Source organism: Amycolatopsis sp. NPDC114503, from assembly GCF_055633655.1.
This window is the reverse complement of the sequence record NZ_JBVKDT010000008.1, coordinates 257241-283049: the sequence shown is the minus strand read 5'-3', so window position 1 is coordinate 283049 and position 25809 is coordinate 257241. Positions and strand designations below refer to the sequence as shown.

Genomic DNA, 25809 nt, shown 5'->3' with positions numbered 1-25809 from the left:
AATTCTCTAGACTGCGATACGTGACCGTCGTCGAAACCGTGCTCGCCCGCACTCCCGAGCCATTGCGCTCCGTGCTCGTGAAGCACCGGGAGCTGCTGAAGTTCGCGATCGTGGGCGGCACGACCTTCCTGGTCGACAACGGCGTCTGGTACGTGCTGAAGCTCAGCGTGCTGGAGTCGAAACCGACCACGGCGAAGGCGATCGCGATCATCGTCGCGACGATCGTGTCGTACGTGCTCAACCGCGAATGGTCGTTCCGCACCCGGGGCGGCCGCGAACGCGCCCACGAGGCGACGCTGTTCTTCGTGATCAGCGGGGTCGCGGTGGTGGTGAACCTCATTCCGCTGCTGATCTCGCGCTACTGGCTGCACCTGGAAGTGCCGAACGTGTCGCGCTTCGTGCAGGAGGTCGCGGACTTCGCGAGCGGGTCGATCATCGGCATGCTGCTGGCGATGGTGTTCCGGTTCTGGGGGTTCAAGAAGTGGGTTTTCCCGGATGAGCTGGGAGAACGGCGGAAGGACGGGGTTACCCGGCTTCCCCGGTGACCCGGCTGGCGCTGGTCGATCTTGACGACACGCTGACAGATCTCAGCGGGGCGTTTTCCTGCTGGGTCAGGGAATTCGTCGCGCAGTACCGGCTTCCTGAGGACGCGGTGGCCTGGCTGGTCTCCGCGCGGCGCGAAGGCCCGATGGACCGGTTCTTCGCCGAAGTACGCCAGAGGTTCGCTTTAGCCGAGCCAGCTGAACAGCTGTGGGCGAACTACCGCGCGAGGATCCCGCAGCTGGTGCGGCTCTTCCCGCACGCGCTGGACGATCTCGCCACCCTGCGCGCCGCCGGGTGGCGAATCGGCATTGTCACCAATGGGATGCAGGACAACCAATTAGCGAAACTCCAGCGCACCGGTCTCGCCGAAGCGGTCGACGGTTACTGCATTTCCGACGCCGTCGGCCTGCGCAAACCGGATCCGCGCATCTTCCATCGAGCCGCACAAATCTGCGGAACCACGCTGTCACCCGACGATTGGCTCATCGGCGACAGCCCGCGCCTCGACATCACAGGCGGGCATAACGCCGGAATTCGCACCCTCTGGATCAGCCACCGCCGCACGTGGCCGCAAGATCAGCAACCGCCTCACCGCACCGCAACTGACCTGCGGCAAGCCGTCCGCCTGCTGCTCAACGAGGAACCGGCTCCGCGGGCCACCGCAATTCTCCCACCTCGTCCGGGCGCGGGACCTTCAAGAACAGACTGAAAATCGCCGGACGCTTATTCGACAGTTCCAGCCGTCCGCCGTCTGCCTCGACGAGCGCACGTGCCAGAGCCAAGCCCACTCCAGTCGAACCACCGCCAGAAAAACCGCGTTCGAAAATGTGCGGTGCGATTTCGTCCGGCACTCCGGATCCGGTATCCGCGACCTCGATCACCACCGTGCCCTCCGCATCGCCGCGGCGGGCCGACAGGGTCACCGTCCCCGCGCCGTGACGGAGGGCGTTGTCCAGCAGTACCCCGATCACCTCGCGCAGCCGCGCCGGAGTCACTCGCACCATCAAGCCGTCCGCGACCTTCAGGCGTAGGTTTCGGCCTTCAACCCGCAGCAGCTGACGCCATTCCTCCGCGACAGCAGGCAGCGCCACCGGCAGATCGACCGGCTCGGCATCTACCTCGCGGGCGGCGCGGGCGGCGGCCAGAAGCTCATCCAAGGCCTGGGCTAGGCGGTCCGCCTGTTCCTGCGCGGCCCGGGATTCCTCGGCGACGTCTGGATCTTCATGGCCGGTCAACGGCTCCAACCGGAGCTGCAGAGCGGTCAGCCGGCTGCGCAATTGGTGCGAGACATCCCCGACCAGCTGCCGTTCCCGCTGCACGAGCTGTGCCAGCGCGGACCCCGACGTGTCCAGGGCCTCCGCGACCATGTCCAGCTCAGCCACGCGATACCGGCTCGGGTCGGGGCGGAAATCGCCGCCGCCCAGGCGGGACGCGCGGTCTGCGACGTGCCGCAGCGGTTTCGCCAGGCGGCGTGCGGTCACTGTCGCCACCACCGTGCCAGTGCCGACCGAAAGGACAACCAGCAGCACGACCAGCAGCGTCACCTGCGTCTGCTTCGTCCGCACCGGACCACTCGGGATCGCCAGCATCACGGTGCCGCTGCGAGCGGTCGGGACCGATTCGACCACGGGGTTCGGGCCGGGGTTCGCGCCGAGGTGCTTTTCGCTGAAGCCCTCGGCGCGCACGATCAGCATGCCGCCCTCGGGAACGCCGACGCGGAATTGCTCCAGGTCGATTTCCTGGCCGTTCGCTACCTGCGTATCGACCGTCGCGGCGATGTTGCGGGCTCGTTCGGCCAGGCTTTCCCGGTTGAGGTTCTCCACCAGCCGCCACGCGGTGACGCCGAGCGGGATGCCCAGCACGGCCGCGGTCACCAGCACGGCGAGGAGGATCGCCAGCAGGATCCGGCGGCGCATGCTCATCGGCGGCTACTCGACATTGAACCGGAATCCCACGCCGCGCACGGTCGCGATGCGCCGTTCGGCGTCGGAGTGCGCCGGTTTCGCCTGCCTGCCCGCCGCCTCGTCGGCGGCGACCGCGAGTTTGCGGCGCAGCCAGGACATGTGCATGTCGAGCGTCTTCGACGTCTTGGACTCGAGGTCGTTCCACACCTCGGCGAGAATCTCGTCGCGGCTGACGACCTGCCCGGCCCTGCTCATCAGCACGCGCAGCAGCTCGAACTCCTTGTTCGCCAGCTGCACCTCGTGCGAGTCCACAGTGACCAGTCGCGCGCCGAGATCCATCCGGACGCCGCCGGCTTCCAGCACCTCCGGCACCCGGCGGCGCAGCAGCGCGCGGATCCGCGCGAGCAGTTCCGCGAGCCGGAAAGGCTTGGCGACGTAATCGTCCGCGCCCGCGTCGAGGCCGACGACGAAATCGACCTCGTCGGTGCGCGCAGTGAGCATCAGCACCGGCAGTTCGGTGCCGCTCGCGCGGAGTCTGCGGCACACCTCCAGCCCGTCCATCCCGGGCAGCCCGAGGTCGAGCACGAGCAGGTCGACGCGGTGCGCGGCGGTCGCGGCCAGCACCGCCGGTCCGTCGGTGACGACCTCGATCTCGTACCCCTCCCGGTGCAGCGCGCGCGACAGCGGCTCGGCGATGGCCGGATCGTCTTCGGCAAGTAGGACCATGCTCACCTGGCCAACCTTACGGCGAACGGGCGTGAAACCATCGTGACCGTGCCTGCCTACTCGGATGACCTCGCTCTCGCCACCCGGCTGGCGGACGCCGCCGACGCGCTGACCACTGCCCGCTTCCGTGCGCTCGACCTCGCGGTGTCCGCGAAACCGGACCGCACGCCGGTGACCGACGCCGACACCGCCGTCGAGGACGCGATCCGCGAAATCCTCGCGGCTGAACGGCCCGGCGACACCGTCGCCGGCGAAGAGCGCGGCGGCACCGCGGGCAGCGAAGGCCGGGCGTGGGTGATCGACCCGATCGACGGAACCAAGAACTTCCTGCGCGGCGTCCCGGTGTGGGCGACGCTGATCGCGCTCGTCGAGGACGGCACGCCGGTGGTCGGCATGATCAGCGCGCCGTTGCTGGGCCGGCGCTGGTGGGCGGCTCGCGGCGAGGGCGCGCGCCTGCGCGACGCGGCGGGCGAACGGCGCATGTCGGTGTCGAAGGTGGCGACGCTCGGCGACGCCTATCTGTCCACGACGGACTTGAACAGCTGGACCGAGTACCACTCCCGCGAGAAATACCTCGCACTCACCGAGGCGTGCTGGGAATCCCGTGCGTTCGGCGATTTCTGGAGCCACTGCCTCGTCGCCGAGGGCGCGATGGACGTCGCGGCCGAGTGCATCGTGAACCCGTGGGACGTCGCCGCCGCGCAGGTGATCGTCACCGAAGCAGGCGGCCGGTTCACCGATCTTTCCGGCGCGGAGACCTACGAAGGCGGCTCAGCGCTGTCCACCAACGGCCTCCTGCACGACGAGGCGCTGGCGATCCTGCGCCGTCAGTGAGCGCCGGGCAGCACGCCGACCGCGCCGCGCGCCACCTGTGACCAGGTCAGCCTGCCGAAGAGGTAGTGGCAGGCGACCTGTTCGGAGGTGAACGCGGCCCAGTCGTAGCGGTTGCCCTGCTCGCGCCAGAACACTTCCCAGCCTCCGTCGGAGGTCGGCAGCAGGCACCACGTGTTGTCCGCTTCCCGGCCGATCGAGACGACTTCCTCGGGTACTCCGATGACGTCCAGCCACTTCCGAATCGACTGGGTGTTCATCGTGCCTCCCGCGTGACGTCGACCAGGAATCCCAGCGTGACCAACTCGTCCGCGGAGAGCACCGCACGGTAGCGGATTCCGCCGCCCGGCCCGTCGAACCACTCCGCCGACGTGGCTTGCCACACCGGCATCGGCTTCAGCACGCGGTAGCGGCGGTAGCCGGAACGCAGCGCGGCGGGCGGCAAAGCGCGCTCCGCGAACGGCGTGCCGTCCGGCGCGAACACGCGGCCGTGGTCGCTGCCGAAGCGGTCCAACAGCGTGTTTTCCGGCAGTACCACCGGGTTCGGCTCTTCGACGCCGCCTTCCGCAGGCGGCCACACGTACTCGGCGCCGACCACGAACCGGCGCTCCCACTCAGAACCTTCCGGCGGTGCATAGCCTTCGACGACCGCCTGGGGCGGCTCCGGATCTATCGGCGGCGCGGGCGAACGGCGGAAGCCCTGCTTGACGTAGCCGAGCACCGCGGTGTCGTCCAGCAACGCCGATTCCGGATGATCGAACAGCGGACGCCGGGCGACCCCGTCCGAGGGCAGCGGCAACTGCCGGTCCGGACGGTCCGCGGCCACCGGCAAATGCCCGAGCGGGAACATGTGCACGGCGAACAGCGCGAGCACGCTTTCCCGGTCCGTGCGCGGAGAACCGACCGGCGGACGGCTGTACGCGGGCCGCACGCCGGTGCCCGCGGGCGGAGTGGGCACCTCGTCGAAGCCGCGTTCGAGCAACCCGCCGTACTGCGCGGGCACGCGCACCGGGCCGGTGGCGACGTCGGTGTCTGCGGGTTCGGGCAGGTCGGACACTGGCACCCTCTTCTCGGTCGTGCCGGCACCGGGTCGGACGCCTGCTCGCGACGAACGGTTCCGCGCGAGCGGGAAACCCACCTTATCGGGCGACGGGGAGGCGCCGCCGCACCAACGCGCGGGCCAGGCCGCGCTTCTCGACCACCTCGAACCCCGCGTCGGTGAACATGCCGGTGCTGCCGTGATAGAGGTCCGAGGAGGTCGACTTAGGTCCGGCCTCCACCGGATACCCCTCGACGCTTTCCGCTCCCTGCTCGGCGGCGTAGTCCACGGCAGCCCGCAGCAACGCCGTCGCCAGCCCGCGCCGACGGCCGCGGCGGTGGATGTAGAAGCAGGTGATCGACCAGACCGCACCCGGTTCGTCCGACGCCATCACGCGCGACCGCGCCAGCCGCGGATTGTCCTTCCGCGGCGACACGGCCACCCAGCCCAGCGGTTCACCGTCCACGATTCCCAAGAGCCCCAACGGTTTCCCGTCCTGAGCCTCGCCGCGGACGTGCTCCTTGCGACCCTCGCGGCCAGCGGCCTTGTAGTCCGGACCGCTGAGCCGGAAGAACGAGCACCAGCAGCCGCCCTGCACCCCGCCGGGGCCGAAGAGCCGCTCGAACAACGGCCAGGTCTCGGCCCCGAGCGGGACGAATTCGGGAGCGTTATCCGGCAAGCGCGTTCACGACCCGCGACGGCGACGGGCGGCCCAGCTGCCCGGCCATCCACACGCTGGTCTCCACCAGCTTGCCGAGGTCGACACCGTGCTCCACGCCCAGCCCTTCCAGCAGCCAGACCAGATCCTCGGTCGCCAGGTTGCCGGTCGCCGACTCGGCGTACGGGCAGCCGCCGAGACCGCCTGCTGACGAGTCCACAGTGGACACTCCAGCGCGCAGCGCGGCCTCGGTGTTGGCCAGCGCCTGGCCGTAGGTGTCGTGGAAGTGCACGGCGAGTGCCGACGTGTCCCCGAACGCCTCGATCAGCCGGGTGACCTGGTTCGTGGTGGCGACGCCGATGGTATCGCCGAGCGAGAGCTGCGAGCAGCCGAAGTCGAGCAGCCGCTTGCCCGCGCGCACGACCTGCTCCGCCGCGACCACGCCTTCCCACGGGTCGCCGAAGCACATCGACAGGTAGCCGCGAACCTCGATGCCCTCCTTGCGGGCCCGCGTGACCACCGGTTCGAACATGGCGAACTGGTCGTCGAACGTCGAGTTCAGGTTGCGCTGGGCGAAGGTCTCGGTGGCGCTGGCGAAGATCGCGATGTGGTCGACGCCCGCGTCGAGCGCGCGGTTGAGGCCGCGGTCGTTCGGCACCAGCACGGGATAGCGGACACCTTCATGGCGGTCCAGCCCGGCGAGCAGCTGTTCGGCGTCGGCGAGCTGCGGCACCCACTTCGGGTGCACGAAGCTGGTCGCCTCGAGAGTGGTCAGCCCGGCGCCGGCGAGCCGGTCCAGGAATTCGAGCTTGACCTCGACCGGCACGACCGAGCTCTCGTTCTGCAGCCCGTCGCGCGCCCCGACCTCCCAGATCTCGACCCGCGGCGGCAATCCGCCCGCGGGGACCCGTTCCGGCAGGCCGACCTCTCGAGCACCCACGTCAGCGTCTCCTTCCGCGCGGTTCCCGGCCGCGCGGGGGCAGAGGTTCGGTGTCCTGCGGACCGGGCGCGCCGTGGTAGTCGTCGTAGGGATTGTCGTTGACTTCGCGGTAAATGACCGTGTGCACGTGCTCGACGTGGGGAATGTCATCGAAGCGCAGCGGCTCGTCCGAGGCCGACTCGATGATGAGCGTGCCGCAGCCGAAGATCCGGTCCATCAGGCCGTGCTCGAACTGCACGCTGTTGATCCGCGACAGCGGGATGTCGATGCCGGTGCGCTTGAGCACGCCCTCGCGCGCGATCAGCCGGTCGGTGGTCACGATGAAGTGCGTCGTGCGCCAGCGGACCAGCGGCGAGAGGAACAGCCAGACCACGAGGACCAGCGCCACCACCGCGATCGCGATCATCGAGACGTTGTTCCACGGCGCGGCCAGGCCCTTGGTGACCAGGAACAGCCACACCGCCGCGCCGACGGTGATCACGAACGCCAGGAACGGGAAGATCAGCATCTTGAAGTGCGGGTGGCTGTGCACCACCACGCGCTCGTTCTGGCTGAGCAAATCGTCCGGATAGGCCACGGCGGGCGCTCCCCTGCGAATGTGTGCCGATGTGGTGGATCCACCGTACCGGCGCGAGCCTCCCGCGGGCGCGCGCCGTTCCGGTCAAGCAGGGCGGACGTGCACCACATCACCGGCGAAAACGGTCAGCCGCCGGCCGTCGGCGACATCGACCTGCAACTGGCCGGACGCGTCCAGGTCCGCGGCGCGGCCGGTGAGCGTCGACCCGTCCGGCAGCTGCACCTGGACGTCCTGGCCGAGCGTCGCGCAGCGGGCGCGGTAGTCGCCGAGCAAGCCTGCCTCGGTGAGGTCTCCGCCCGCGGTGCGCCAGCGGCGTTCGAGATCGTCGAACCTGGTCAGCAGGCCGAGCGCGACCTCGGTGCGGTCGGTGGTCGTCGCGCCCTGCTCGGCGAGCGAGGTCGCGGGCAGGCCGCCCGGGCCGGCGGGGACGTCGTCGCCGAGCGGCAAAACGTTCAGCCCGATTCCGAGCACCACGGCCGCGTCGCCGGTGCCGACGGCCTCGGCGAGGATGCCCGCGCACTTGGCCCGGTCCGGCCCGGCGAGCACGTCGTTAGGCCATTTGAGGGCGACATCGACCCCCAGATCGGTGGCGAGCGCGTGTACCGCGAGCCCGGCAACAACTGACAGTGAGCCGAGCGCGGAGAACGGCACTCCCGCAGGGCGCAGCGCGATGCTCAGGTACAGCCCGGCCCCCTTCGGCGAACTCCACGAGCGAGCCCGCCGTCCCACGCCGGCGGTCTGGTGTTCGGCGAGCAAAACGGTCCGGTCCTCGGCACCCGCGGTGAGGGCTTCCCGCAGGTCAGCGTTGGTGGAACCGGTCGTCTCCACAACGTCGAGGCGGGCGTAGCGGCCGCCGAGTCCGTCCCGCAGCCGCGCCGCGTCGAGTTCAGCCATGTGCCCACAATATGAGAGTCCCCCTAACGTGCAAGCCGTTCGCTCGTTACCCAGAGGTGCGCTCTTCTAGATTGGACGCCGTGACGCCGGAGAACCCCACCGCCGACGCGCCGCAGAAGCCCACTTGGGCTCGTGGCGCGCTGTATCGAGGGCTCGTGGCGTTGCCGCTGGTCGCCGGACTCGCCACCGCGGGCTGGCTGGTCGCCGGACGCGATCAGCCCGCTCCCGTTCCGGCGCAGGCCGCGCTCACCGCGCCAGTGCCCGCGCAGACCGTCAGCGGTCCGTCGGTGCTGCAGGCGAGCGCTCCGGTGCAAGCGCAGGAACCGGCGCAGGGCGCGGCCGGCGGAGGCGGCGGTCCGGCTCCGCTGCAGAAGTGGGCGGATTCGCTCGCCGGGCCGCTGGACATCCCGGCGCCCGCGTTGCTCGGGTACGCCAACGGCGAGCTGACCATGCGCAAGGAGCGTCCGGATTGCCACCTCTCGTGGGTCACGCTGGCGGGCCTCGGCGTCGCCGGCAACAACCACGGCCGCGGAGACGGTGCCGCGATGGGGCTTTCGACGCCGCAGTGGAAGAAGTACGGCGCGCAGATTCCCGGCATCGCGAACCCGGCGTTGTCCGACCCGTCAGCCGCCTCCGTCGCCGCGGGCCGCGCACTGTGCGCGAGCGGCGTCGACCTGTCCGCGGGCAACGGCTGGTGGAAGGCACTGGCCGGGTACGAGAGCGGCAGCGGCATGGAGCTGTTCCGGCAGCGAGTGCTCGGCTACGCCCAGCTGTACGCGACGCTTTCCCTCGACCCGGCGAAGTCGAACGCACCGTCGGTGCGCGCCGCGCGGTTCGCGCTCGGACAGCTCGGCCTGCCGTACGTGTGGGGCGGCAACGGTCCCGACTCGGGCGCGGCCGGGTTCGACTGCTCGGGTCTCACCAAGGCTTCTTACGACAGTGCCGGGGTTTCCTTGCCGCGCACGGCGGACAGCCAGTTCCGTTCCATGCCGCCGGTTCCGGGCGGGCAGGAACCGCAGCTGGGCGATCTCGTGTTTTACGGCAGCCCGGCGCACATTCATCACGTGGGGCTGTATCTCGGGAACGGCCTGATGATCAACGCGCCGACCGAAGGCCAGGCGATCCAGATCCACACGTTCCACCGGCCCGGGGACGATTACGCCGGGGCGGGGCATCCGGCGAACTGACCTCAGGCGGGTCCGGCCGCGGCCATCACGGCTTGCCACGGGGTCGCGGCGAAAATCAGCAGGATCGACGTGATGCGCCCGTCGGCGAGACGGAAGTGTTCGGCGGTGCGCTGGGTGCCGACCGGCGAGGCGGTGTGCACGTCGTAGACCAAGGTCGCTTCGGCGTCGCCGTACAGCTCGCTGATCAGCTCGACGCCGGTGACTATGGACAGCATTCCGTCGATTCCGTCGAGGTGGCCCGTCGCGCTTTCCGAGGCGATGAACGGGCTGCGAAAGCGAAAACCCTCGCCGATCTGGGCCGCGGCCGCCGCGATGTCGCCTCGGAACCGGGCTTCGTGATAGGCCCGGACGGTGCGTCGGGTTTCCGCGGTCATGGTGTCTCCTGGGAAAGATGGTGCTCGATCTGGCGCTGGTTTTCCGCCAGGCGAAGGCACAAGTGCCGGTACTGGGCGAGTTCTTCCGGGCTGAAGCCGCGGAACAGGGCGGCCATCGCACGTTGCGTCGGTTCGCGGAAGGAAGACAGCTGATCGCGGGCGAGGGTGTCGACCAAGCCGGTGACGTTCCGCGAGCTGACCCCTGCGGCGCGAGCGAGCTCGCCGATGCTGAGGCCCGCTTCGGGGCCGGCGCTCAGCCTGGCGAGGACATCGAGCGCGCCCGTGCTGAGACCGCGTCCGCCCGCACCGTGTCCGCCCACGCCATGTCCGCCCACGCCATGTCCGCCCACGCCATGTCCGCCCGCACCGTGTCCGCCCGCACCGTGTCCGCGCAGCCGGTCGACCGCTTGTGCGGCGGAGCGGATCGCCGCGGCTGCACTTAGCGGGAGCGCTCGGCGCAAGCGGCAAGATTTCCGTTTTCGCACGCAGGGCCCGTCTGTCGCATATGCTCCGGGCATTCTTCCTGACGTGAAAGGCACGCCATGTCCGCTCGTATGCTCCCTTTGCTCGCCGTAGGCGCTGCTCTCCTGATCAGCAGCTGCTCCGGCGAAAGCGGCGGCACGGCCTCTCCGGCATCCTCGAACGCCCCCGCGAACTCCTCCGCGGCACCGCCCTCGACGTCCGCCCCGGCGTCGGCCTCGGCCGCGCCGTCGTCCTCCGCGCCATCATCCGCCGCGGCGGCGACCGGCGGTGACGCGGTCGAGCGGTATGAGACCTTCCTGCACGCGGCGGGCAAGCAAGACCTCGCGACGGTGTGCGAGATCGCCGGCCCGGCCCTCAAGAAGGCGGAAGACGAGGGCTTCGGGCCGTGCGAGAAGACGATGCCGATGTCGTTCAAGATGCTCTCCGACACCCAGAAGAAGGCCATGCTGACCGCGACGGTCGACCGGTCCAAGATCAAGGACGGGGCCGACAAGGTCGAGATTCCGGCGAGCGCGGTGAAGGCGTCCGTCAAGTTCGCCAAAAGCGACATCGGCGACGTGGTTATGGGGAAGCGCGGCGGCAAATGGTACGTAGTCGACTGACCCAGTGCACGGCACCGGCGCGGCGGGCCACTTCGGCGGCCTTGCGGTAGTGCTCTTCGGGCGGCAATCCCAGTCGGACTGCCAGCTCGCCTAGGTAATAGGCGACCGGGCCCAGCGTCACCGCACCGGAACCGGCGCCTGCCAGTTCGTTCTCCGCCGGAGCCAGTCGCGCGTAAAGCTCAGCCGCGTCCCCGGTCGAGAAGATGAGGCAAGCGCGCAGTTCCAGGAACAGGTCCGGGCGATCCGGCGGGAGCGTGAAGTCCACTGTGGACTCCAGGCCGTGTTGGACGTAGAGGCAATGCCGGGCCAGCGGGAGCAGGCCACGGTCCACTCCGGACATTCCGCTGCCGGACAACCTGGCCGCAGCGCTGCGATAGGCGGCTTCCGCGGCGGCGACCGGGCCGGTGACGGCCAGGCGGAGCGCGCGATACCAGTCGGTGAACACGCTGACGAGTGGGAGGTCGTACTGCTCCCCCAACCGATCCGCCGCGGTCGCGTGGGTGTCGGCGGCGGCGAAGTCGGCGAGTGCTGAGCGGGCCTGCATCAGCACCAGGTGGCCGAGCACCTCGAACGTCACCAACCGGTGCCGGGCGGCGAGTTCGACCAGTTCTTCGCCGATCCGGGCGCGTTCCGGAGCCAGGCCGGCGCGGGTGAAGGTCTGCGTCCAGCGGGCGTTCAACGCCAACGCGAGCAGCGCCGGATCTTCCGTGGACCGAGCCAGTTTCTCCGCTTCGACGGCCGCGTCGTGGGCGCGTTGACCGCCTTCGTTGCGCAGTTCCAACGCGATGGTCGCGAGCAACCGGGCGCGGACGTGCGGATCAGTGGCATGCACGCGTTCGGCGGCGTCGGCGATCCGGCGCGCCAGCACCGGGTCGTCGTTCTCCGTCCAGATTCCCGGCACGTCGAACGCGGTCAATACCCTGATGATCAACGAGGAATCGTCTCCGGCAAGGTCTAAAGCCTCGGCGCGGTAACGGCGCGCGGCGGCCAAGGAACCGGTGAACGCGGAGGTCCGCGCGAGTCCCATCAGCAATTCGACAGTACGCGGCCCTTGCGCCAAAGCGGCTTGCCAGAGCCGAAGTGCTTCGTGCGGCGCGAACTCTCGCTCAGCGCGTTCCGCGGCTGTTTGTGCGTAGGCGGTACCGCGATCGTCTCCGGCGAGCAGAAAGTGGTGGGCCAGCAAGGAAATCTCGGACGGTCGACGGCTGGCCAATGCCTCGCCGACCTCCCGGTGCAGCTGCGCGCGCTGAGCCAGCGAAAGGTCGTCGTACACGGCGTCGCGGACCAGCGAATGCGCGAACCGGAACGCTCGCGGTCCGCTTTCGGTCAGGAATCCCGCCTGCACAGCGGTTTCCAGCTCATCCAGGACGTCGCCGAGCAGACCGAGGTCGACGTCCGCACCGATTACCGCGGCTTTTCCGAGAACCGCACGCACGTGGTCGGGCAGCGCGGCGATCCGGTTCCGGACGACGTCGCGCACTCCGTCCGGAAGGCCGCCCTCGGCATCCAAAGCGCGGGCGAGTTCCTTGACGAAGAACGGATTCCCTCCGGACCGCCGGTGAATCACCGCAGCAGACTCGGCACCGACCAACTCGGCCACTGCCTCGACCGAAAGCCCGCTCAGATACAGCCGAACCGGGTCGGCACGCGCGAGCCTGCCCAGCGTCGCAGTCAGTTCCGCGGAGACTTCGGTGGTCCGATACGTCGCGATCAGGAGGACCGATTCCGCGGTCATCGACGTCAGCAATGCCAGGGTTTCCTCGCCCGCCCAATGTAAATCGTCGAGGACGAGCAGCAGCGGACCCCGGCGCGCCACGTCCGCGATCCGCGCGGTCATCGCCTGATGCCACTCGAACCGCGCCACCGCCGGATCGCCGCCCGTCGACCGCGGCGGGACCGGTTCGCCCAGCGCGGCGAGAATCCGCGTCCACGGCCAGGCCGGCGGCACCCCGGCACCGTCCGGATTCACGCCCCACGCCGTGGCCCAGCCCAGCCGCGCGGCGAATTCCTCCACCAACGCAGTCTTGCCCGCCCCCGCTTCACCGGACACCAGCACGAGCCGGAATCGCTTGCGGTCAGCCACTTCCGCCGCGACTTCAGCAAGCCGCGCCAGCTCCGCTTCCCGTCCAGCCAACCGACTGTGCACCGACGGCACCAACTGCGGAGCCTGCGCAAGGATGTCCTGCTCTACCTGCCGTAACGCCGGTCCAGGGTCGACCCCCAACTCCGCCGCCAGCCCGGCCCGCGCCCGACGCAACGCGGCAAGCGCATCACCCTGACGCCCGGCGCGGTACAACGCGAGCGCCAGCAACCGCCACGCTTCCTCGCGCAGCGGATGAGCGTCCACAAGGGACTCCAGATCCGGCACCGCTTCGGCAGCGCGGCCAAGATCCAGCAAGCCAGCGGCCCGCCGTTCCAACGCGAGCAACCGCAGTTCGTCAAGCCGCGCCCGTTCCGCGCGCGCCCACGGTTCGTCGGCGAACTCCGCGTACGGCTCGCCTCGCCACCAGCCGAGGCCCTCGTCCAACTGCGCGACCGACGGCGTCCCCCGCAGCAACGCCTCGAACCGCCACGCGTCGACCTGCTCCGGTTCAGCACGCAGCGCATACCCCGGCCCCTCGGTGACCAGCAGCTTCGCGGGCGTCCGCGGCGGACGGTCCGGTTCGAGCGAACGCCGCAGCGCGCCGACGAAGGTCTGCACCGCGCCGAGCGCGCCCGCACGCGGCTCGGTCCACAACGCGTCGACCAGCGCGTCCGTCGAAACCACCTGTCCGCGCGCGACGAGCAGCCGCGCGAGCACCGCACGATGCCGCGGCCCGGGCAACGGCACCGGCCCGCGCGCGTCGTGGGCCGTCAGCGGGCCCAGTACCGAGAACGAGATGGTCATCGGTTCCGTACTGTAATCAGCTCGGTCGTTGCTGATCGGTTGCTGATCGGCCCGGCGCACGCTGGGTCGCATGAACTTCGACTACCAGCGGGTGCCCGTCGCGGACGGCGTGTCCCTCAACGTGGCGGTCGCGGGCTCCGGCTCGCCGATCGTCCTGCTGCACGGCTTCCCGCAGACCCACCTGATGTGGCGGCACGTCGCCGCCGACCTCGCCGCCGACCACACCGTCCTGTGCCCGGACCTGCGCGGCTACGGCGACAGCGACAAGCCCGCCGACACCGGCGAGACCTACTCGAAGCGCACCATGGCCGCCGACGTCGTCACCCTCGCCCGCGCCTTCGGCCACGAACAGTTCGCGCTGGCCGGGCACGACCGCGGCGCCCTCGTCGCGATCCGCGCCGGCCTCGACCACCCGGATCACGTGTCCCACCTGGCGATCCTCGACGTGCTGCCGACGCTGGACATGTGGGACGTGCTGCACGGCGTCAGTGCGGCCGTCGCCTTCCACCTCTACCTGATGGCGCAGCCACCCGGCCTTCCCGAGCAGCTGATCAGCGGTGCCCCGGACGCGTTCTTCAGCTACTTCCTCGACCAATGGGGCGCCGACCCGGAGGCCATCCCGGCCGACATCCGCGCCCGGTACCTCGAAGCGAGCCGGAACGCAGTCCCGTCGATCGTCGCCGACTACCGCGCTTCCGCGGGCATCGACCTCGAACACGACCGCGCCGACCGGGACGCGGGCACCCAATTGAAGATGCCGACCACGGTGCTGCAGCAGGCTTGGGGCGACGCGCTGGGCTTCGACGCGGCCGCACTCTGGCGGACGTGGGCACCGGACCTCGTGCACGAAACCGTACACAGTGGACATTTCATGGCCGAGACTTCCCCTGCCAGCGTTACGAAATCACTGCGGGACCTGCTCGCACGCTGACCCTTCGAAAGTCGTGCCCCGGACGAGTGGTCGCCAGTAATTCACCCACCGACCGCTCTCCGGGACACCTCCGCCGTGGCACGGTCTATGCCGCTCCCACCTGAGCGCATTTCCCGACCGATCTTGGAGGACCTGTGTTCCGCAAGCGGATCGTGGCCGCCGTCGCGACGGCAATTCTCGGTGCGGCAACCGCCGCCCAACCCGCCTCAGCAGCGGCGTCCGTGCCCACCTTCGACCACGTCGTGCTCGTGATGTTCGAGAACGAATCGTCGACTTCGATCGACTCGACCACCGCGCCCTACTTCGCGTCGCTCGCCGCGCAAGGCGCGAACTTCACCGACTCCCACGCGATCACCCACCCGAGCCAGCCGAACTACGTCGCGCTGTTTTCGGGCGACACCCAGGGCGTCACCGACGACACCTGTCCGCAGAACCTCGGCGCGGTGGACAACCTCGGTTCGCAGCTCGCCGGGGCTGGGAAGACCTTCACCGGCTACTCGGAGTCCATGCCGTCCGACGGCTACACCGGCTGCTCGTCCGGCGAGTACCGGCGCAAGCACAACAGCTGGGTCGACTTCTCGAACGTGCCCGCGTCGAGCAACCTGCGCTACTCGCAGTTCCCGTCGGACTACTCGCAACTGCCCAGCGTCGCGTTCGTGACCCCGAACATGTGCAACGACATGCACGACTGCTCGGTCGGCACCGGCGACACCTGGCTGAAGAACAACCTCGACGGCTACGCACAGTGGGCCAAGACGCACAACAGCCTGCTGATCGTGACCTTCGACGAGGACGAAGGCACCTCGACGAACCAGATCTACACGAGCTTCACCGGCGCGCACGTGAAGCAAGGCGACTACTCGGAGACGATCAACCACTACACCGTGCTGCGTACCATGGAGGCCGCGAACGGGCTGCCCGGCCTCGGCAACGCGGCGAACGAGACGCCGATCTCCGACGCCTGGCAGTGACGCGCGCCGGTCGCGGCTGCCTCGCCGGGGCCGCGACCGGGGTGCGCCCAGCTGTGCCGAACTGGAATGTCAGACTGGTCCGACCAGCGGATCTGACAACCAGGGAGAGCGATGGGCGACGGGCAATCTGCCGCCAAGGTGCTCTCCGCGGAACTGGCGGCGCTCCGCGCGCGGGCCGGGAATCCGTCGTTTCGCAAGATGGCCGACCGCTCCGGGCGGATCTCGCACACCACGCTGCACGAGGCAGTTCGCGGCACCCGGTTCCCGTCGTGGGACACCACGCGCGAGTTCGTCCGGGCATGCGACGCGGACGAACAGCAGTGGCGGCGACGCTGGGAAGAGCTGAAGGGCGTGCCGTCCGAGCCTGAAGCCCCGACGGCCGAAGTCGAGATCGTCAAAACGGCCGCGGTCGCGTCGGCGGAACCGGTGCTGATCACCTCGGACCCGGTCGCCCCGGAGAAACCCCGGCGTCGTCGCAAGTACGCGCTGGCCGCGGTCGCGTTCGTCGTCGTGCTGCTCGCCGCCGTCGCCGCGATCGTGGTGCCGAAGCTGAACAGCGGCAGCCTGGTCGACGTCGGTGCGCGAGTCCCCGGCGACAACTCCAAGTTCGTCGGCGACGTGACCGTGCCCGACGGCACCGTGATCCACGTCGGCGAAACCGTCCAGAAGGTGTGGGAACTGCAGAACACCGGCTCGGTGCCCTGGCATCAGCGGTACCTGCAGCGGATGGACCTGCCGCCGAGCCCCGGTTCGTGCCGCACCCCGGACCGGGTGCTGATCGGCGACACCCCGCCCGGCGACCACGTGATGGTGAGCGTTCCGCTGATCGCCTCGCCCGCGCCGGGGCGCTGCTGGATCGGCTGGAAGATGGTCGACGCGAAGGGCGCGGAGTTCTTCTCGACCCGCCGCCCGGTGTATGTACTGGTGACGGTCGTCTCCTGACGCCTGTCAGATTCTGTAAGACCTGGTCGCCGGGGTACCGAACACCCCAGCCCGCTCGCGAGGATGAGTGCCGCTGGGGGTCGGTCCGTGGCAGCTTGCGAACAGAGCGCTGCCACGGACCGCCGCATTCAGGCCGGACGGCGGAATGTGGTCCGGTAGGCGCTCGGCGAAACCCCGAGCGCGGCCTGCAGGTGCTGACGCAGCGACGCCGCCGTACCGAATCCGCACGCCGCGGCGACCCGGTCCACCGGCAGCTCCGACTCCTCCAGCAACTGCCGCGCGCGCTCCACTCGCTGCTGGGTCAGCCACTGCAGCGCGGACATCCCGACCTCGTCCCGGAACCGCCGGGTGAACGTCCGCGTGCTCATCGACTCGCGCACCGCCAGGTCGCGCAACGTGATCGGCTGGTCGAGGTGTTCCAGCGCCCACGCCCGCGCGGCCGAGGTGGACGACGACCGCGGCTCCGGCACCGGACGGCGGATGAACTGGGCCTGACCGCCCTCGCGATGCGGCGAGACGACCGTGCCGCGGGCGACCTCGTTGGCGACCGCCGCGCCGAAATCGCGCCGGATCAGGTGCAGGCAAAGGTCGATGCCGGACGCGACGCCCGCCGAGGTGAAGACGTTGCCGTCCTCGGTGTAGAGCACGTCCGGGTCGAGCTGCACGCGCGGGTATTCGAGCTGGAATTCGCACGCCGAACGCCAGTGCGTCGTCGCGCGCCGGCCGTCGAGCAGACCCATCGCGGCGAGAACGTACGCGCCGGTGCAGATCGAGGCGATCCGGCTGTCCGGGCACACCAGGCTCATCGCGTGCTTGAGCTGCGGGGTCAGCTGCCGTCCGGTGGGCTCGTACTCGAGCGACGACGCGGGCACGATCACCGTGTCGGCCTCGGCCACCGCCTCCGGCCCCTGCGCGACCGGGATCGTGAAGTCCGAATCGGTGCGGATGTCGCCGGGCTCCGGCGTGCAGGTGACGACCTCGTACAGCCGCTCGCCGTCCGCGGATCTGGCCTGGCCGAACAGCCGGTGGACGATGCCGAGCTCCATCACGAGCATGCCGTGCCGTACCAGCACCGCGACCTTGTGCCGCTCCGGATGACGAAAGACAGCCATGGCCCGATTCTTGCACAAGGTGGCCATCGGGCCACTGTTTTGGCCGTTTCGCCGGTTGCACCCTGGCCTCATGAACGTCTTGTGGATCTACGCCCACCCCGACCCCGCCTCGCTCAACGGCGCGCTCCGCGACGAGGGCGTCACCACCCTTCGCGACCTCGGCCACGACGTGCGCGAATCCGATCTCTACGCGATGCGCTGGAACCCGATCGTCGACGAGATCGCGACCGTGCCCGAGGACGTCCGGATCGAGCACGAAAAGCTCGACTGGGCGGACACCGTCGTCGTCCAATTCCCGCTCTGGTGGGCGGACACGCCGGCCATCCTGAAGGGCTGGTTCGACCGCGTTTTCGTGCAGGGATACGGCTACGACTACCGCGACGAAACCGGCCACACACTGCGCTACGGCAACGGCGTGCTGGCCGGGAAACGCGCGATGGTGATCGTCACCGCCGGAGCGCACGAGGACAGCCTCGGCCCGCGCGGCGCGCACGGTTCGCTGGACGACCTGCTGTTCAACGTCCAGCACGCCACGCTCTTCTACACCGGCATGACGGTCCTCCCACCGCTCAAGGTGACCGGCACGAACCGCATGACGCCGGAGAAGTTCGACTGCGTCGCCGAGCAGCTGCGCAAACGTTTGCACTCCCTGGAAACGACCGATCCGCTGCCCTACCGCACGCAGGACGGCGGCGACTACGACCGGCGGCTCGTCCTGCTGCCCGAGGTCGCCCCAGGTCAGACCGGGTACGGGGTGCATCTGACGGCTTGACCCGTATATACCTCCGTGGTTATATACGGGCATGGCGATCCTGCGAACCACTCCCGGCGGACGACCGAGCGTGAAACTCGAACGGACCCTGGCCCATCCGCCGGAGAAGGTGTGGCGCGCGGTCACCTCGCCCGGCGAGCTGGCGCACTGGTTCCCGGCCGCCGTCACCCTGCCCGACGCCCCGGCTCCGGGCGGGAAGATCACGTTCACCTTCACCGAAACCGGGGACGTCAGCGAGGGCGAGATCGTCGGCTACCGGCCGCCGGAGGTCTTCGAGTTCACCTGGAACTCGGACCTGATCCGGATCGAGGTGTCGGCCGACGGCACGGGCAGCAAGCTCGCGTTCACGCACGTCTTCAACCGCGGCGAGCCGGACCTCGCGTTGCTCGGCGCGGGACGGCACGTCACCGGCTGGGTCGCCTGCCTGGACTCCCTCGAAGCCTCGCTCGACGGCCGGACGCCGGAAATGCCGACCGACTGGCACGCGCGGATGGTGCACTACATCGAGGAATTCGGTCTCGAGGACGGCGAAGTCCTGGACGGCGGGACGATCCGCTTTCGCCGCGACCTGGTCTGGCCGCCGGCCGAGGACGTCTGGAAGCGGCTGCCCCAGCCGGAAGACGGGGCGGAGGTGCTGGAGTCGCGGTCGCCGGAGGTGCTGGCCTACACCTGGCTGCACAACGGAAAACCGGCTGGACGCGTGCGGTGGGAAGTGACGGCAGATCCGCTGGACGGGGTGCGGCTGGAGCTGACTCAGACCGTTCCGGCGGAGCTTGCCGATCAGCTGCCGGACTTGCTGACGGCACGGCATGAACAGCTGAACGCGTTGTTCGCCGGGACGTTCAAGGTGGAACTGGAGCCGTGGTCGGCGGAGCGGCGGGCCGAGGTCAGGAAGCGATACAGCTAGCCGAGAGCGGTGTTGTACGGCGAAAAACGCAGCTCGGCAGGCCCAGGCAACGCTTTTCCGTGAAGCACCAACCGCGGCGCCGGACCGTGGACGGCCAGCCCGCGCGCCTCGCACCACGCCGACAGCTTCGGGAACCGGTGGTCCACCGCCAGCCGGAGATCGCCGGACGTGGTGCGGGCGATGCCGCGGATCAGCGCGCGGGCCTGATCCTCGTCCACAGCCACCACCGGACCGATCACCAGCACCCCGGCCTGCGCGGTGCCGAGCGCGAATCCGTCGTCAGTCACGTGGACGTGCTCGGCCTCGAACAGCATGCGGTTCAACAACTCCCGCCGCGCGAAGCCTTGCGACGCACTGTCCAATTCGTACACTCGCGCCACGTCCGCCGGACCGATCGGCCGTGCCGCCGGGCCGTCGTCGTCGGTGAATCGGCCACGGTGGTCGTTGCAGCCTCCGTCGAATTCGAAGCCCATCGATTCGTACAGCGGACGCGCGGTTTCCGTGGTGTGCAAGGAAACCACGGCGTCACCGGCTTCGTCGAGCGCCCGCGCGGTCACGCGACGGCCAAGCCCCTGCCGCGCGAATCGCTCCGCGACGACGACCATCGACACACTCGCGGTCGGCCCGGTCCGGGTGAGCACCGCCGCCGCGGCGAGGCCGCCGTCCGGAGCGTCGATGCCGAATCCGCGGCCGACGTCCAGCAACATTGCCCATTTCCGCTCTTCGCGCGGCCACCCGCGATCGGTTCCGAGGTCGAGGCAAGCGGACAGGTCGGCGGGCCCGAGCGAGCGGACCGGGGCGTCGGCGAGCAGCACGCCCCCCACCCTAGGCCCGACAACGCCGCCGAAGGCCAGGCCGACGCCGAAAATTCAACTGACGCCCGGCATAGGCTTCGCTGGTGACCGACTCCGAAGTGCTGACTGTCCAGCAGGTTCTCGGCGACGACCGGTTCGCCGAAGTCGGCGAGGTGCGGCTGACCGAGACCGATGCCCGCACGGGCTATGTGGCCGTCGGGGGTGCGCTGGGGCGTCCGCTGTGGGCCGGGCACAGCGTGGAGAGTTCGTCCGAGCCGACCGCCTGGAACCGCGTCGGCGTCTACCGCGCCGACACGCTCGAATGCGTTCACCTGGTGAGCCTGCATTGGCCGGTCAATGCCTTGGCTTTCCATCCTGAGCTGCCGATCCTGGCCATCGGCTCCGGGTCGTACGACGGCGGCTATTTCTACGAAGGCGAGCTGACCGTCCTCGACCTCGAGTCCGGCCGCGCAACCTCGTTGCTGCGCGAACGCCGTGAGATCACCGAACTTCGCTGGCGCGATCACCGGACTCTCGAAGCAAAAGTGTCCGTGTTCGACGAGCAGGAGGAAGAACAGCGCGGCTTCTCCACGATGGCCGTCGCCATCGCCGTACCGGACTGGCGAGCGGTGAAGGCCCGTTCGCTGGAGGTCGACGGCCTCGCGACCGAACCCGCCGAACCACTCGCCGCAGTTGCCGAGGGAAACCACCGGCGGCAGGTGTGGGCAGTCGCCGCGCTGAGCGACGGACGGATTCTCGCCAGCCTTGAGCACGTCGCCGTGGAGTGCTGGTCGGCCACCGGCGAACGCGAATGGTCCGTGCCCGCCTCGGGTGTCGGCTGCCAGCTCTACGTCGACATCGAGGAGAACACTGCTGTCCTCAGCACCTGGGCGGGCTGGACCCTCTCCAGCTCGACTGTCGAACGCGTCCAGCTCGCCGACGGACGCTCCGAAGCGTTCCGGACCTTCGATCACCCCGCCGTGCTCAGCACCGACGAAACCGGACGGCTCGCCATCCGTCCGCCTTCCGGGCCGACCGAGGTGCTGCCCTCGGAAAGCCGCGTCGACCTCGGCGGCTACGACCTGTTCAACCACTTCTTCGACATCCGCCGCGCGCCCGCGCTGCTGTTCCTGCAAGGCATGGGCCCGCGAGCGCACCAGGACAAATGGGTCGTCGCCTTCGATCCCGCACGGCAGCGAACCGAGCGACTGTTTCCGCTGGAATGGGACGCAGCCCAAGGCAGGCACCTCTTCGGCGGCCCCGGCGTGTTCGTCGACGGTTCGATCGTCCATGCGACCTCGGTCCATCACGGGTCGGGGCTCCAACCCGGCACCTCCTGCGTCGTCCGCCGCTCCTACCCCGACGGAAAAGCCCAGTGGGTCCACACCGCCGATCACCAGGTCACCGCGATAGACACCATCGGGTACACCGTCTACGTCGCGTTCAACTCCGGCGAGCTCGTCGCCCTCGACGCAGCTGACGGTCGCGAACTCGGACGGCAGCACCTGCAGGTCAACGGACACCCGGTCGTCCCGCTGTCGCTGAGCGCGCAAGCCCCGGACCGGCTCGTCATCGGCACGCTCGACGGACGCGTGCTGGTCTGCGCCGCGCGCGAGAGGGAGTCCTACGCCACACGCGCGGCAACCGCGCAGTAGCTAAGCTCCGCCACATGAGCAGTGCGACGCAGCCGCTCGGGACGCCGCCCGAGGGAGAACCGGACATCCACACGACGGCCGGCAAGCTCGCGGATCTCTACCGCCGCTACGACGAGGCCGTGCACGCCGGTTCGGCGCGCGCGATCGAGAAACAGCACGCCAAGGGCAAGAAAACCGCCCGCGAGCGGATCGACCTGCTGCTCGACGAGGGCTCGTTCGTCGAGCTGGACGAGCTGGCGCGGCACCGCTCCACGAACTTCGGGCTGGAGAAGAACCGCCCGTACGGCGACGGCGTCGTCACCGGGTACGGCACCGTCGACGGACGTCCGGTGTGCGTGTTCAGCCAGGACGTCACCGTGTTCGGCGGCGCGCTCGGCGAGGTCTACGGCGAGAAGATCGTCAAGGTGATGGACCTGGCGATCAAGACCGGCCGGCCGATCATCGGCATCAACGAGGGCGGCGGCGCGCGCATCCAGGAAGGCGTCGTGTCGCTCGGCCTCTACGGCGAGATCTTCCGCCGCAACACCATGGCCTCCGGCGTGATCCCGCAGATCTCGCTGATCATGGGCGCGAACGCGGGCGGGCACGTCTACTCCCCCGCGCTCACCGACTTCGTCGTGATGGTGGACGAGACGTCGCAGATGTTCATCACCGGACCGGACGTCGTGAAGACGGTGACCGGCGAGGACGTCACCTTCGAGGAACTCGGCGGCGGGCGCACGCACAACACCAAGTCGGGCGTCGCGCACTACCTCGGTTCCGACGACGAGGACGCGATCGCCTACGTCAAGGAACTGCTCTCCTACCTGCCGCAGAACAACCTGTCCGAGCCGCCGGAGTTCGACGCGGACGCGCCGCCCGCCGGGTTCTTCGAGAACGTCACCGACACCGACCGCGAGCTCGACACGCTCATCCCGGACTCGCCGAACACGCCGTACGACATGCACGAGGTCGTCACCCGCGTGCTCGACGACGGCGAGTTCCTCGAGGTGCACGAGCTGTTCGCGCCCAACATCCTGGTCGGGTTCGGCCGGGTCGACGGGCAGAGCGTCGGCGTCGTCGCGAACCAGCCGACGCAGTTCGCCGGCTGCCTCGACATCGACGCGTCCGAGAAGGCCGCGCGGTTCGTGCGGACCTGCGACGCGTTCAACATCCCGGTTCTGACCTTTGTGGACGTTCCCGGCTTCCTTCCCGGCACCGACCAGGAGTGGAACGGCATCATCCGCCGCGGCGCGAAGCTGATCTACGCGTACGCGGAGGCGACCGTCCCGCTGATCACGGTGATCACGCGCAAGGCCTACGGCGGCGCGTACGACGTCATGGGTTCCAAGCACCTCGGCGCGGACATCAACCTGGCCTGGCCGACCGCGCAGGTCGCGGTGATGGGCGCGCAGGGCGCGGCGAACATCGTGCACCGCAAGACGTTGGCCAACGCTGCCGCCGAAGGCAAGGACGTCGACGCGTTGCGCGCGGACCTCATCCAGGAGTACGAGGACACGCTGCTCAACCCGTACGCGGCAGCCGAACGCGGCTACGTCGACTCGGTGATCGTGCCCGCGCACACCCGCGGTCACGTCGCCAAGGCGCTGAGCCTGCTGCGCACCAAGCGCGAATCGATGCCGCCCAAGAAGCACGGCAACATCCCCCTGTGAGGCCGCGATGACGGACACTCCCCTGCTCCGCGTCGTCCGCGGCAACCCGGACGACGCCGAACTCGCCGCGCTCACCGCGGTGGTGGCCACTGTCGCTTCGGCCTCGGCGCCTGCTCCTGCACGGCGTCGCACGTCGTGGTGGGGCGACCGGCCTGCCGCGGTGCACGCGCCGATCGCCGCTGGTGACGGGGCCTGGCGCGCCTCCTCGTTGCCTCGCTGAAGTCCCTGTTGATCCCGGTTCGAGAGCCGGGATCAACTTTTTGCCCACCTGCTAGACTCATTTTCTAAAGTTGGACAATGAGTCAAAGGCGGCGGCATGGACGAGCACCTCATCCGGGAAACCGAGAAGATCGCGGTCGCGGTCGGCCGGATGTTCCCCGGGCTGTGCGAGGTCGTGCTGCACGACCTGCGGGATCCGGACCACGCGATCCGCGCGATCGAGAACAACCTGTCCGGCCGCGAGGTCGGCGATCCGGCCACCGAACTGGGGCTGCAGCGGATCAGCGACCCGGACTACCCGAGCGTCCTGCAGAACTACGCGAACCAGTTCCCGGACGGGCGGCCGGTCAAAAGCACGTCGATCGGCATCAAGAACGCCGACGGCGAGTACATCGCCGCACTGTGCCTGAACCTCGACGTCTCGGTGCTTTCGCCGCTCTCGCACACGCTGACCAGCCTGGTCGCCACTGACGCCGGGCAGCCCGGTGTCGTCGAAGACCTGCGTTCCCGCACGTCGCGCGAACTGCGGGAACGGATCGAACGCGCGGCCGGCGGCAGCCCGCGTTCCCTTTCCCGCCAAGCCAAACGCGACCTGGTCCGCCGGCTGCGCGACGAGGGGTACTTCGAATCCCGCGACGCCGCCCAGATCATCGCCGACCTGCTCGGCGTATCCCGGGCGACTGTCTACAACTACGCGAAATGAGCACGTCGATGACCGAAATCGTCCTGCGGGACAGCCCTGAGCTGTCGGTGCCCGGCGGGCATTACTCGCACACCGCGCAATACGGCGGGATGGCGTTCGTCTCCGGACAGCTGCCCATCACCAGCGACGGGACCCGGCTGGTGGACGAGCCGTTTTCCGTGCAGGCTAAGCAAGTTCTGGCCAACCTCGACGCGTGTCTCGCCACGGCGGGCACGAGCCGGGATCGGCTGGTGTCGGTCACCGTCTACGTGACCGACATGGGCGACTGGCCGGAGTTCGACCGGATTTACCGTGCCTGGCTTGGCGACCACCGCCCGGCGCGCGCGGTCGCCGGGTCAAGCACCCTCCACTTTGGAGCGAAGGTCGAGGTGCAGGCAATTGCCGCCGTCTGAGGAAACCCTGGCTGATCCGGACACTCCGTTCGCCGTCGTCGAGCTTTCGCGCGCCCAGCGGAACGCCGAACGGCTCGCTCAGCGGATGCGCGAACTCGGCGTTTCCCTGCGCCCCCACACGAAAACGGCGAAGGCATTACCCGCGACCGCGTTGATGCACGGCGGAAAGCCAGGCCCGATCACGGTGTCGACGCTGGCCGAGGCAGAAGCCTTCGCCGACGGCGGCTACACCGACATCACGTACGCCGTCGGCATCGATCCGCACAAGCTCCCGCGCGTGCTTGCGTTGCTGCGACGGGGAATCACCGTGCGCGTGCTACTGGACAGCGTCGCGCAAGCCTCTGCGATAACCGCTGCATCACGGGAAGCTGGGTTACGGATTCCGTCGCTGATCGAGGTCGACTGCGACGGTCACCGTGGCGGCGTACTTCCCGAAGACCCCGCGTTGCTTGCCATCGGACGACAGCTGCACGACTGTCTCGACGGCGTCCTCGTACACGCCGGCGAGTCCTACTTCGCGACAACCCCTGCAGCGCAACGCGAAGCCGCCGCGCACGAACGAGACGTCGCTGTCGCTGCAGCACAACGCCTTCGCGACGAAGGCTTGTACGCAGGCACAGTCAGCGTCGGCTCGACTCCCACCGCACACGCAGCCGACGACCTCACCGGCGTCACTGAAGTCCGCGCTGGCAACTACGTCTTCTTCGACCTGGTGATGGCCGGACTGGGCGTCTGCCGCGTCGAAGACCTTGCGCTGTCCGTAGTTGTCACCGTGATCGGACACCGCCCCGAGCACGGCTGGATCCTCACGGACGGCGGCTGGATGGCGTTGTCGCGCGACCGAGGCACCGCGAACCAAGCCGTCGACCAGGAATACGGCCTGGTCACCGACCTCGACGGCGCCCTGGTGCCCGGCCTCGTGGTGACCGGCGCGAGCCAGGAACACGGAATCCTCACCGCCCGCGCCGGACATCCGCTGCCCGACCTGCCGATCGGCACCCGCCTGCGCGTCCTGCCCAACCACGCCTGCGCCACCGCCGCACAACACGGCGGCTACCGCATCGTGGAGAACGGCCGCGTCATCGACACGTGGCAGCGGATGAGCGGCTGGTGA

At 69.3% G+C, this 25809-nt stretch carries 29 protein-coding genes; 17 read left to right on the top strand and 12 right to left on the bottom strand.

Features of this window, described 5'->3' with window-relative positions:
- Positions 1-20: 20 nt before the first annotated feature.
- Together ACZ7OI_RS32245 and ACZ7OI_RS32240 are read left to right on the top strand one after the other, a co-directional pair.
- Positions 21-545 carry a GtrA family protein gene (locus ACZ7OI_RS32245; RefSeq protein ID WP_470267856.1) on the top strand — a complete coding sequence of 175 codons (525 nt, stop codon included), beginning with the start codon at positions 21-23 and terminating at the stop codon, positions 543-545.
- Positions 542-1252 (top strand): HAD family hydrolase, encoded by a 711-nt coding sequence (locus ACZ7OI_RS32240; protein WP_470267855.1) that lies wholly within the window; start codon positions 542-544, stop codon positions 1250-1252. Before ACZ7OI_RS32245 ends, ACZ7OI_RS32240 begins: the two co-directional genes overlap by 4 nt.
- Here the strand turns inward: ACZ7OI_RS32240 and ACZ7OI_RS32235 are convergent.
- Positions 1176-2459, bottom strand: a complete 1284-nt coding sequence (locus tag ACZ7OI_RS32235) for an ATP-binding protein (RefSeq protein ID WP_470232315.1) — start codon at positions 2457-2459, stop codon at positions 1176-1178. The genes ACZ7OI_RS32240 and ACZ7OI_RS32235 overlap by 77 nt on opposite strands.
- A gap of 12 nt (positions 2460-2471) precedes the next feature.
- The gene (locus ACZ7OI_RS32230; protein ID WP_009072764.1) at positions 2472-3173 is read right to left on the bottom strand and encodes a response regulator transcription factor; all 702 of its coding nucleotides are present in this window, start codon (positions 3171-3173) and stop codon (positions 2472-2474) included.
- A gap of 42 nt (positions 3174-3215) precedes the next feature.
- Between ACZ7OI_RS32230 and hisN the strand changes: the two genes are divergently transcribed.
- Entirely contained in the window at positions 3216-4007 is a 792-nt protein-coding gene (hisN, locus tag ACZ7OI_RS32225) for a histidinol-phosphatase (RefSeq protein WP_470267854.1), read from the top strand.
- Here hisN and ACZ7OI_RS32220 read toward each other — a convergent pair.
- The 6 genes from ACZ7OI_RS32220 to ACZ7OI_RS32195 form a co-directional block, all read right to left on the bottom strand.
- Entirely contained in the window at positions 4001-4264 is a 264-nt protein-coding gene (locus ACZ7OI_RS32220) for a hypothetical protein (RefSeq protein ID WP_344288791.1), read from the bottom strand. The genes hisN and ACZ7OI_RS32220 overlap by 7 nt on opposite strands.
- Positions 4261-5061, bottom strand: a complete 801-nt coding sequence (locus ACZ7OI_RS32215; RefSeq protein ID WP_470267853.1) for a TNT domain-containing protein — start codon at positions 5059-5061, stop codon at positions 4261-4263. Before ACZ7OI_RS32215 ends, ACZ7OI_RS32220 begins: the two co-directional genes overlap by 4 nt.
- 82 nt (positions 5062-5143) lie before the next feature.
- Positions 5144-5722 carry a GNAT family N-acetyltransferase gene (locus ACZ7OI_RS32210; protein ID WP_470267852.1) on the bottom strand — a complete coding sequence of 193 codons (579 nt, stop codon included), beginning with the start codon at positions 5720-5722 and terminating at the stop codon, positions 5144-5146.
- Positions 5712-6641, bottom strand: a complete 930-nt coding sequence (locus ACZ7OI_RS32205; RefSeq protein WP_470267851.1) for a hydroxymethylglutaryl-CoA lyase — start codon at positions 6639-6641, stop codon at positions 5712-5714. The genes ACZ7OI_RS32210 and ACZ7OI_RS32205 overlap by 11 nt, the downstream gene beginning before the upstream one ends.
- Before the next feature lies 1 nt (position 6642).
- Positions 6643-7218, bottom strand: a complete 576-nt coding sequence (locus tag ACZ7OI_RS32200; protein ID WP_470267850.1) for a PH domain-containing protein — start codon at positions 7216-7218, stop codon at positions 6643-6645.
- Between the two features lie 84 nt (positions 7219-7302).
- The gene (locus ACZ7OI_RS32195; protein ID WP_470267849.1) at positions 7303-8112 is read right to left on the bottom strand and encodes a biotin--[acetyl-CoA-carboxylase] ligase; all 810 of its coding nucleotides are present in this window, start codon (positions 8110-8112) and stop codon (positions 7303-7305) included.
- A gap of 80 nt (positions 8113-8192) precedes the next feature.
- On the opposite strand from ACZ7OI_RS32195, the gene ACZ7OI_RS32190 reads away from it, so the two are divergent.
- On the top strand, positions 8193-9299 hold the full coding sequence (locus ACZ7OI_RS32190; protein WP_470267848.1) for a C40 family peptidase: 1107 nt from the start codon (positions 8193-8195) through the stop codon (positions 9297-9299).
- Between the two features lie 2 nt (positions 9300-9301).
- Here the strand turns inward: ACZ7OI_RS32190 and ACZ7OI_RS32185 are convergent, their stop codons facing one another.
- The gene (locus ACZ7OI_RS32185; protein WP_470267847.1) at positions 9302-9673 is read right to left on the bottom strand and encodes a nuclear transport factor 2-like protein; all 372 of its coding nucleotides are present in this window, start codon (positions 9671-9673) and stop codon (positions 9302-9304) included.
- Positions 9674-9690: 17 nt separating this feature from the next.
- Here ACZ7OI_RS32185 and ACZ7OI_RS32180 point away from each other — a divergent pair, with 17 nt between their 5' ends.
- Both ACZ7OI_RS32180 and ACZ7OI_RS32175 read left to right on the top strand, forming a co-directional pair.
- On the top strand, positions 9691-10116 hold the full coding sequence (locus ACZ7OI_RS32180; RefSeq protein WP_470267846.1) for a hypothetical protein: 426 nt from the start codon (positions 9691-9693) through the stop codon (positions 10114-10116).
- A gap of 99 nt (positions 10117-10215) precedes the next feature.
- A complete protein-coding gene (locus ACZ7OI_RS32175) occupies positions 10216-10758 on the top strand; it encodes a hypothetical protein (RefSeq protein ID WP_470267845.1) in 543 nt (180 codons plus the stop codon).
- On the opposite strand, the gene ACZ7OI_RS32170 is transcribed toward ACZ7OI_RS32175, so the two are convergent.
- On the bottom strand, positions 10718-13645 hold the full coding sequence (locus ACZ7OI_RS32170; protein ID WP_470267844.1) for a BTAD domain-containing putative transcriptional regulator: 2928 nt from the start codon (positions 13643-13645) through the stop codon (positions 10718-10720). The two genes, ACZ7OI_RS32175 and ACZ7OI_RS32170, sit on opposite strands and share 41 nt — an antisense overlap.
- A 70-nt stretch (positions 13646-13715) precedes the next feature.
- Here ACZ7OI_RS32170 and ACZ7OI_RS32165 point away from each other — a divergent pair, with 70 nt between their 5' ends.
- From ACZ7OI_RS32165 to ACZ7OI_RS32155, 3 genes are all read left to right on the top strand, one after another.
- Positions 13716-14576 (top strand): alpha/beta fold hydrolase, encoded by an 861-nt coding sequence (locus ACZ7OI_RS32165; RefSeq protein ID WP_470267843.1) that lies wholly within the window; start codon positions 13716-13718, stop codon positions 14574-14576.
- Between the two features lie 221 nt (positions 14577-14797).
- Positions 14798-15547 (top strand): alkaline phosphatase family protein, encoded by a 750-nt coding sequence (locus ACZ7OI_RS32160; protein WP_470267842.1) that lies wholly within the window; start codon positions 14798-14800, stop codon positions 15545-15547.
- Positions 15548-15658: 111 nt separating this feature from the next.
- The gene (locus tag ACZ7OI_RS32155; RefSeq protein ID WP_470267841.1) at positions 15659-16489 is read left to right on the top strand and encodes an NBR1-Ig-like domain-containing protein; all 831 of its coding nucleotides are present in this window, start codon (positions 15659-15661) and stop codon (positions 16487-16489) included.
- Positions 16490-16617: 128 nt separating this feature from the next.
- On the opposite strand, the gene ACZ7OI_RS32150 is transcribed toward ACZ7OI_RS32155, so the two are convergent.
- Complete coding sequence (locus tag ACZ7OI_RS32150; RefSeq protein WP_106961292.1) at positions 16618-17601, bottom strand: GlxA family transcriptional regulator; 984 nt, start codon at positions 17599-17601, stop codon at positions 16618-16620.
- A gap of 70 nt (positions 17602-17671) precedes the next feature.
- On the opposite strand from ACZ7OI_RS32150, the gene ACZ7OI_RS32145 reads away from it, so the two are divergent.
- Both ACZ7OI_RS32145 and ACZ7OI_RS32140 read left to right on the top strand, forming a co-directional pair.
- On the top strand, positions 17672-18373 hold the full coding sequence (locus tag ACZ7OI_RS32145; protein ID WP_470267840.1) for an NAD(P)H-dependent oxidoreductase: 702 nt from the start codon (positions 17672-17674) through the stop codon (positions 18371-18373).
- 31 nt (positions 18374-18404) lie between these two features.
- Positions 18405-19280 carry an SRPBCC domain-containing protein gene (locus ACZ7OI_RS32140; protein ID WP_470267839.1) on the top strand — a complete coding sequence of 292 codons (876 nt, stop codon included), beginning with the start codon at positions 18405-18407 and terminating at the stop codon, positions 19278-19280.
- Here ACZ7OI_RS32140 and ACZ7OI_RS32135 read toward each other — a convergent pair.
- Entirely contained in the window at positions 19277-20095 is an 819-nt protein-coding gene (locus tag ACZ7OI_RS32135; protein WP_470267838.1) for a GNAT family N-acetyltransferase, read from the bottom strand. The two genes, ACZ7OI_RS32140 and ACZ7OI_RS32135, sit on opposite strands and share 4 nt — an antisense overlap.
- Positions 20096-20178: 83 nt before the next feature.
- On the opposite strand from ACZ7OI_RS32135, the gene ACZ7OI_RS32130 reads away from it, so the two are divergent.
- From ACZ7OI_RS32130 to ACZ7OI_RS32105, 6 genes are all read left to right on the top strand, one after another.
- Entirely contained in the window at positions 20179-21729 is a 1551-nt protein-coding gene (locus ACZ7OI_RS32130) for a hypothetical protein (protein WP_470267837.1), read from the top strand.
- 14 nt (positions 21730-21743) lie between these two features.
- Positions 21744-23381 carry an acyl-CoA carboxylase subunit beta gene (locus tag ACZ7OI_RS32125; RefSeq protein WP_470267836.1) on the top strand — a complete coding sequence of 546 codons (1638 nt, stop codon included), beginning with the start codon at positions 21744-21746 and terminating at the stop codon, positions 23379-23381.
- A gap of 7 nt (positions 23382-23388) precedes the next feature.
- Positions 23389-23601 (top strand): acyl-CoA carboxylase subunit epsilon, encoded by a 213-nt coding sequence (locus ACZ7OI_RS32120; protein ID WP_470267835.1) that lies wholly within the window; start codon positions 23389-23391, stop codon positions 23599-23601.
- A gap of 96 nt (positions 23602-23697) precedes the next feature.
- The gene (locus ACZ7OI_RS32115) at positions 23698-24303 is read left to right on the top strand and encodes a helix-turn-helix transcriptional regulator (RefSeq protein ID WP_470267834.1); all 606 of its coding nucleotides are present in this window, start codon (positions 23698-23700) and stop codon (positions 24301-24303) included.
- 8 nt (positions 24304-24311) lie between these two features.
- The gene (locus ACZ7OI_RS32110) at positions 24312-24695 is read left to right on the top strand and encodes a RidA family protein (protein ID WP_470267833.1); all 384 of its coding nucleotides are present in this window, start codon (positions 24312-24314) and stop codon (positions 24693-24695) included.
- Positions 24682-25809 (top strand): alanine racemase, encoded by a 1128-nt coding sequence (locus ACZ7OI_RS32105; protein ID WP_470267832.1) that lies wholly within the window; start codon positions 24682-24684, stop codon positions 25807-25809. The genes ACZ7OI_RS32110 and ACZ7OI_RS32105 overlap by 14 nt, the downstream gene beginning before the upstream one ends.